Origin of the sequence: Lutibacter sp. (assembly GCF_046055765.1) — a bacterium.
Classification (GTDB): Bacteria; Bacteroidota; Bacteroidia; order Flavobacteriales; family Flavobacteriaceae; genus Lutibacter.
On sequence record NZ_JASFZF010000067.1, the window covers coordinates 1 to 6,539 of the forward strand.

The following is a 6,539-nucleotide window of genomic DNA, read 5'->3' on the forward strand; positions in this document are numbered from 1 at the left end:
GGTGTCTGAACATAAATCCAGATTATTCATAACGCCATCGCCATCATCATCTAATTGAGAAGCTCCACATCCATCTGAATTTACCACTTCTCCTGCTGGGGTACCTGAACATAAGTCTAAACTGTTTTGAACACCATCTCCATCATCATCTAATTGTCCGTTGGAACAACCATCTGAATTTACTACTTCTCCTGCCGGAGTAGCTGGACATAAATCATCTGCATCTAAAACACCGTCACCATCTGAATCTTCATTTGGTCTATCTGCAATAATTTCAAAACTATCAACTGTCCATCTTGTAGGTACACCATTAGAATAGTACTTAAAAGCTATGTATACATTTCCAGTAATAGTACTTATATCCACACCTGTAAAAGTAAATACTTCTTTCGTTGCACTAGTATTTGATTTAATTGGTATCGTAACATTTGGAACTGAAATCCACGTATAATTTGCAGGGTTACTTGAACCATCATAATTTGATGAATATACTAATTCTAACAGGGATGACCCATATTCTGCAGACGTATAAAAACTTATTTTTTCACCGGTATCCGTATCAAAATTAATTGGGGTTTTGGTAATTAACCAATCTTTACTTGCTACATCTTCTTGATATCCATTTATTCCATAAGAGCCTGAATTATTCTCTCCAAATGTTGTTTGGCAAATCCAATCTTTATTACTTGCTTCATTGTATTCAAAGAATTTAGAGTTCGCACAATCTTCAAAGTCCTCTTTAACTAAATAATATGGTCCAATTAAAGTGGTAACATTGAGCGGCTCACTAAATTCAGAATAATTTGAAGCTGCATCTCTAGCCTTAATAGTAATAGTATAGTTTGTTTCAGAAGCTAAATTTAAAAGCGTTGCAGATGTTGAAGTTGATGCTTTTTTATAGACACCATCTAAATATATTGAGTAATCATAAACTCCTTCATTATCAGTAGAAGCGGTCCATGTAATATCAAAAGATTCATCTGTAATGTTTGATGCAATTAAGTTTGTAGGTGCTGTTGGAGCTTCAGCATCAGAACTTCCTCCCATATTCCATTTGTCTTCAGCTACTAAGCCATCCCAAATTAATGTTGCTAAATATGGATTGTCAATAAATGGATTTCTATTCATTTGAATTCCTGAAAGTACTTCGTTCCTATTAGCTTCAAATGGAGAAACTGGGTCTTCAACATTCCATTGTAAAAATAAATTTATCATATTTGGATCAATAGTTATTCCTGTTCCAATACCAACATTTATTGGTAAACATTTCGTTTGAGAAACTTGAGAACCATCTCCATGGTAACGTAAATACATATACATTACAATACGAGCTACATCACCTTTCCATTCATCTCCTGGGTACCAACCTCCGTTTCCTGCTATATAAGAGGCGACACCACTTCCTTCGGTAAATTTTCTGTTACTTCTTGATGTATTACGCTGAGTATCTGCAGGTCTTAAATTATGAACATCGGTTCCAGGTCCTGGTTCGCTTGTGCCAAAATTGGGTAATGCTAAAGATTTAGCAAATACATGTTCTCTGTTCCAAGTTCCTGTTGTTCCGCCAGTATCTTGTAACTCTTTATTTCTGGTTCTATCAGTTGTAGTATTACCGTCAGTGTTATCAAAACCATAAATTAGTAACACATTTGTTGAAATATCTGGGTCTTCATCAGCAAGTTTACAAGCATCCCAAACATCAACTGGTGAACCTGTATAAGGAATTCCTGAGTGTGTATCAATAATTCTCGTTGATAGTTCTAAAAACAAGTCGTTACCTGTTAAGCTTAGATTTAATCCATTATAATATGTTGGAATAGTTTGACTATAAATAGAAGCCGCAACTAAAAAGAGAAAAAAAGTATTGCGTAATTTTTGTACCATATAATTTTTATTAATTTTTTTATTAAACGAACTACAAATTTACTTATTTATTTATAAATAAAAACAATATTAAAGTGTACATTTATTACATTAAGAAATTAGCTTTATTTTAGTACATTCGCATTCTACTTAAAACTAACTATTATGACAAAAATGATTCACTCTTATTGGGCATACATTGTGCTAATTATCTTAGTAATTGCAGTTGTAAATGCATTACTTGGTTTAACATCAAAAAAAGAGTTTAAAGATAAAGATTTACGTATTTCTCTATTTGCTTTAATAGCTTCACATATTCAGCTAATATTAGGTTTTATTGCTTATTTAACTTCTACCTATTTTCACACTATGCAATCTCATGGTATGGGTTATGTTATGAAAAACAGTGAACTAAGAAAACCTTTAGTTGAACATCCTTTAATGATTATTATTGCAATTACTTTAATTACAATTGGGTTTGTTAAACACAAAAAGAAAACGTCTGATACTGCAAAATTTAAAACTATTACTGTTTTTTATGGTATTGCATTACTTCTAATTCTTGGTGTAATTCCTTGGAATTTATGGTTTACTAATTAAATTTTTAACTCCCTAAGCTAATTAGTTTAGGGTTTTCTTTTTTATTTTATGAAAACAATTTTATCTTATATACTTTCTTCAGTATTTTACCTTTTTTATGGTTTTTTACTATTGTTTTTTCATAGCTTACAATGGCTTGGATTTAATATTTTTAACTATAAAGGTCATAAAATAGCCGTAGATTTAATGAACTGTACTCTTACATCTCTACTCTATATTTTAGATACACGAATACAATTTACTAGCAACTACAAAATCCCAGAAAATGCACCTTTAATTATTGTATCTAACCATCAAAGTATGCACGATATTTGTCCTCTTTCCTGTTATTTTAAAAAGCACCATCCAAAGTTTATTTCAAAAATTGAGTTAGGCAAAGGAATTCCTGCTGTTTCCTATAATTTAACACATGGTGGTTCTGTTTTAATTGATAGAAAAGACTCAAGACAATCTTTAACTGCCATTAAAAAATTTGGGAAATATATAGAAGATAATAAATATGCCGCTGTTATTTTTCCTGAAGGAACAAGAAGTAAAGATGGAAAACCTAAACGATTTTCTGAAAATGGTTTAAAAATGCTCACTAAGTTTACACCTTCAGCTTATGTAGTTCCTGTAACTATTAACAATTGTTGGAAAATTAACAAAAAGGGAATGTTTCCGTTAGGTTTAGGTGCAAAAATTACTTTTGAAATTCATGAAGCTATAAAAGCAGATTCCATGAAATTTGAAGACTTATTTGAAAAAGTTGAAACTACTATAAAAAACGCCATCACTTAACCAGATAAATAGTTCTTTTTATAGTATTTCAAAAGAGTCTTTATCGTTCAAAAAATTTAATTTATTTCTTACTTCAGTTATATGCTTTTTATCTAAAGTAGTAATTATTATTTCTTCTTTATTTAACTTTACAGTTGCTAATTTCCCACCTAAACAATCATAAACTGCAGAGTGACCACAATATTCAAGTTTATTTGCATCAATCCCAACTCTATTAACTCCAATTGAATAACTCATATTTTCAATAGCACGCGCTTTTAATAAAGAATCCCAAGCTTCAATTCTAGGTTTTGGCCAATTTGCAACGTATAAAATAATATCATAGTCTTCAACATTTCTTGCCCAAACTGGAAAACGCAAATCGTAACAAATAAGTGGGCAAATTTTCCAACCTTTATAGTTAACAATAAGTTTATCATTTCCAGAAGTATAAATTTTATCTTCACCTGCCAATGTGAATAAATGCCTTTTATCATAGCTATTAATTTCTCCTGAAGGGTGCACAAATAAAAAACGATTATAATACTTGTTATTTTCAGAAATGATTATAGTTCCTACTATTGCGGCTTGTTTTTCTGAAGCTAATTGTTGCATCCACTTAACAGTTTCACCTTGCATAGTTTCTGCTATTTCTTGCGGTTGCATACTAAAACCCGTTGTAAACATTTCAGGCAAAACAATCAAATCAACATCTTCATTAATTGCATTTATTTTATTTGAAAACTGCTTTCTGTTTTTTACTGCATTTTGCCAAACTATAGCAGCTTGTAACAATGCTATTTTTAGATGTTGCATAATATTTCGGCGGCTTTTTTTAAGGTTTCATTCGTTTTAGCAAAACAAAAACGCAATACTTTTGTGTCATAATTATTTTCATTAAATACAGAAATTGGTATCCCAGCTATTTTTTGTTCTTTTGTTAATCGAATTGCAAAATCAACATCACTTTCAATGGTGATTTTTTTGAAATTTAACAACTGAAAGTAAGTGCCTTTTGATGGTGTAAACTCAAATCTTGAACCTTTAATTAAACTTAAAAATAAATCTCTTTTCTCTTGATAAAATTTTCCTAATTCCAAATAATTTGAAGGTGTTTTTAAATATTCCGCTAAGGCAACTTGAGTTGGATGATTAACACTAAACACATTAAATTGGTGTACTTTTCTAAACTCTTTTGTTAGTTCAGCAGGTGCAATACAATACCCCATTTTCCAACCTGTGTTATGAAATGTTTTTCCGAAGGAAGCCATTATAAAAGTTCTTTCAGCCAACGCAGGAAATAATGCTGCTGATTGATGTTTCTCTCCATCAAAAATAATATGTTCATACACCTCATCACTCAACAAAAGTATGTTCGTGTTTTTTAACAATGCTTCTAGCTGTAACATATCATTTTTAGATAAAACTCTACCAGATGGATTATGTGGAGAATTAATAATAATCATTCTCGTTTTATTATTAATCAACTTTTTTACTTCTTTCCAATCTATTTTAAAATCTTCAGGATTTAATTGAACTGCAATTGTCTTTCCTCCAAAAAGTGCTATTGTTGGTTCATAACAATCGTAAGCTGGTTTAAAAATTAGCACTTCATCATCTTTTTTAACCGTTGCTGCAATTGTAGTGAAAATTGCTTGAGTTGCACCCGCAGTAATGGTAATTTCAGTATCAGGATTATAGGAAACACCGTATAAACTTTCCATTTTTTCAGCAATAATTTTCCTTAAACTAAAAATTCCAGGCATTGGTGCATACTGATTTTTACCATTTTTCATTGCAACATTTACCATCTCAATTAATTTAGAATCACTTTCGAAATTTGGAAATCCTTGCGATAAATTAAGTGCATTTTCTTTAGTGGCCAAACCACTCATTATTGCAAAAATTGAGGTTGGAATTTTAGGTAATTTTGATTGAAATGAATTTTGAAAAGATGGCATATTAATAGTTTAAATTAATTCCCAAAAATACAAAATTAATTAAGATACTACAGGTGTTAAAAAGCAAAGAGTGTTTTATTTATTCTAAATGTAATGTTTCATAGAAATTAATTTTTATTACTATTTTTTTTAAATACTGCTCTATCTCTTGCTTTATTTTGTAATTTTTTGAATATTTTAAAGACTAAATCCCTATATCTTAAAAAATTATAATTATGAATTCACAAAATATTATAATAAGAAACAGTTTAAAAATATACCTAAGTATTGTTTTATTTTTCTTTTTAATGAAGCTTTTTAAGCTTGAACAACTAACTGAATTACGTCTATTAAATTTTGTGTTTGTTTTTTGGGGAATTAATAGTGCTGTGAAGAAAAATATTTATATAAACAACAATATTAACTACTTACAAAATTTATTTATTGGTTTTGCTACTTCACTTCTAGCGGTAATACTACTAATTTTTTCATTAACTATTTATCTTTTTTATATAAACCCATCATTTATTCATGTAATTGAGAACTTAAAAATATGGGGGAATCATTTAACTCCCATTGAAATAGCTTTTGCCATTTTTACTGAAGGAATTTCATCATCAATTGTTATATCGTTTATTTTAATGCAGTTTTGGAAAGGTTATAAAATTCCTAACCGGAGTTCTATATAAATTGAAAGTAATAAATACTATTATAACTGATTTAAGAAATTAGCTTGAACGTAACACGTTTCCTATAATTCAAAACTATATTTCTGAAATTATATGTGTATCTGAAAATTCTAAAATATCGGCTGGCTGACAGTCAAGAGCTTTACAAATAGCTTCTAAGGTAGAAAATCGAATTGCTTTTGCTTTACCCGATTTTAGAATAGAAAGATTAGCTCTTGTAATTCCAATTTTATCAGCTAACTCCATACTCTTCATTTTTCGCTTGGCAAGCATTACGTCAAGATTTATTATAATTGCCATATTAAACTGTTAAATCGTTTTCTATTTTTATTGTTTGAGATATTTTAAATATTTCACTTAAAATCATAAAAAATAACCCTAATGAAATTAATAAAATAAAGGGACTGAGACCTATATCAATACTAAATTTTTGTTTGATCATTAACCGATATATAAATATTGGTACACCATTTAAAAATGAAGAAATGACTAATAAATAGCCTATTTTATTAAGTTGCACAATGACATAATTATCAAATATTTTAAGATTTTTAAAATAACGCAATATTTTCTTAAACAAATAGATTGAATAAATTATTACCAAATAAGAGCACAAAGAGATTGCTAGTGTAATTTTAGAAGAAAGATTTGAAACTAAAAAATCTAAGCCATTTATTCTAAAAGGGAT

The 6,539-nt window shown here is 29.3% G+C and carries 8 protein-coding genes; 3 read left to right on the forward strand and 5 right to left on the reverse strand.

What is annotated here, in order from left to right:
* Positions 1-1,884, reverse strand: a 1,884-nt coding sequence (locus tag QM495_RS06990) for an endonuclease (protein ID WP_408671395.1), incomplete at its 3' end; no start/stop codon positions are given.
* Positions 1,885-2,028: 144 nt separating this feature from the next.
* On the opposite strand from QM495_RS06990, the gene QM495_RS06995 reads away from it, so the two are divergent.
* Together QM495_RS06995 and QM495_RS07000 are read left to right on the forward strand one after the other, a co-directional pair.
* On the forward strand, positions 2,029-2,463 hold the full coding sequence (locus QM495_RS06995; RefSeq protein ID WP_408671396.1) for a hypothetical protein: 435 nt from the start codon (positions 2,029-2,031) through the stop codon (positions 2,461-2,463).
* A gap of 48 nt (positions 2,464-2,511) precedes the next feature.
* The gene (locus QM495_RS07000) at positions 2,512-3,243 is read left to right on the forward strand and encodes a lysophospholipid acyltransferase family protein (protein ID WP_408671397.1); all 732 of its coding nucleotides are present in this window, start codon (positions 2,512-2,514) and stop codon (positions 3,241-3,243) included.
* 18 nt (positions 3,244-3,261) lie between these two features.
* Here the strand turns inward: QM495_RS07000 and QM495_RS07005 are convergent, their stop codons facing one another.
* On the reverse strand, positions 3,262-4,041 hold the full coding sequence (locus QM495_RS07005) for an amidohydrolase (RefSeq protein ID WP_408671402.1): 780 nt from the start codon (positions 4,039-4,041) through the stop codon (positions 3,262-3,264).
* On the reverse strand, positions 4,026-5,183 hold the full coding sequence (locus QM495_RS07010; RefSeq protein WP_408671398.1) for a methionine aminotransferase: 1,158 nt from the start codon (positions 5,181-5,183) through the stop codon (positions 4,026-4,028). The genes QM495_RS07005 and QM495_RS07010 overlap by 16 nt, the downstream gene beginning before the upstream one ends.
* Before the next feature lie 215 nt (positions 5,184-5,398).
* Between QM495_RS07010 and QM495_RS07015 the strand changes: the two genes are divergently transcribed.
* The gene (locus tag QM495_RS07015; protein ID WP_408671399.1) at positions 5,399-5,851 is read left to right on the forward strand and encodes a hypothetical protein; all 453 of its coding nucleotides are present in this window, start codon (positions 5,399-5,401) and stop codon (positions 5,849-5,851) included.
* A 75-nt stretch (positions 5,852-5,926) separates the two neighbouring features.
* On the opposite strand, the gene QM495_RS07020 is transcribed toward QM495_RS07015, so the two are convergent.
* Both QM495_RS07020 and QM495_RS07025 read right to left on the reverse strand, forming a co-directional pair.
* On the reverse strand, positions 5,927-6,151 hold the full coding sequence (locus tag QM495_RS07020; RefSeq protein WP_408671400.1) for a helix-turn-helix domain-containing protein: 225 nt from the start codon (positions 6,149-6,151) through the stop codon (positions 5,927-5,929).
* Between the two features lies 1 nt (position 6,152).
* The coding region (locus tag QM495_RS07025) for a DUF2975 domain-containing protein (RefSeq protein ID WP_408671401.1) at positions 6,153-6,539 on the reverse strand (387 nt) is incomplete at its 5' end.

What these genes read in the sequence shown, in the direction of transcription:
- QM495_RS06995 (WP_408671396.1), top strand. Translation starts at nt 2,029, where the DNA reads ATGACAAAAATGATTCACTCTTATTGGGCATACATTGTGCTAATTATC.
- QM495_RS07000 (WP_408671397.1), top strand. Translation starts at nt 2,512, where the DNA reads ATGAAAACAATTTTATCTTATATACTTTCTTCAGTATTTTACCTTTTT.
- QM495_RS07010 (WP_408671398.1), bottom strand. Translation starts at nt 5,183, where the DNA reads ATGCCATCTTTTCAAAATTCATTTCAATCAAAATTACCTAAAATTCCA.
- QM495_RS07015 (WP_408671399.1), top strand. Translation starts at nt 5,399, where the DNA reads ATGAATTCACAAAATATTATAATAAGAAACAGTTTAAAAATATACCTA.
- QM495_RS07020 (WP_408671400.1), bottom strand. Translation starts at nt 6,151, where the DNA reads ATGGCAATTATAATAAATCTTGACGTAATGCTTGCCAAGCGAAAAATG.